Source organism: Protofrankia sp. CiP1_Cm_nod4 (assembly GCF_982290645.1).
The window spans coordinates 1-429 of record NZ_CEVIVC010000070.1 but is presented as its reverse complement, the minus strand read 5'-3'; the positions used below and the strand labels follow the sequence as shown (position 1 = coordinate 429).

Annotated in this window: 1 pseudogene; it reads left to right on the top strand. The window is 77.9% G+C overall.

Annotation, left to right across the window (positions count from 1 at the left end):
• Nucleotides 1-429: pseudogene (locus tag AC5LSR_RS14390) on the top strand (CRISPR-associated helicase/endonuclease Cas3); the annotation flags it as partial.

The window sequence follows — 429 nt, the reverse complement described above, 5'->3', positions numbered from 1 at the left end:
GCCGCCCGCGCCGAGCGGGTGGTGGACCTGCTGGGCCGGCCGGGACGGCCCGCGGGGGCGGCCCGGCCGCGGCGGCTGGTCGTGGTCGCGACCCAGGTGGCCGAGCAGTCCTTCGACGTGGACGTCGACCTGCTCGTCACCGACCTCGCGCCGATCGACCTGCTGCTCCAGCGGGTCGGCCGGCTGCACCGCCACGACCGGCCCGCCACGGAGCGCCCGCCCGGGCTGCGACAACCCAGAGTGATCGTCAGTGGCCTGCTGCTGCGGCCGGGCGCCGTGCCGACATGGCCCGGTGGGAGCCGGGCCGTGTACGGGGACCACCTGCTGCTGCGCTCCGCCGCCCTGGTCGCCGACGCGGCAGCGGGCGACGGATGGTCGGTGCCGGCCGATGTCCCCGGGCTGGTCGCCGCCGGTTACGGTGAGGATCCG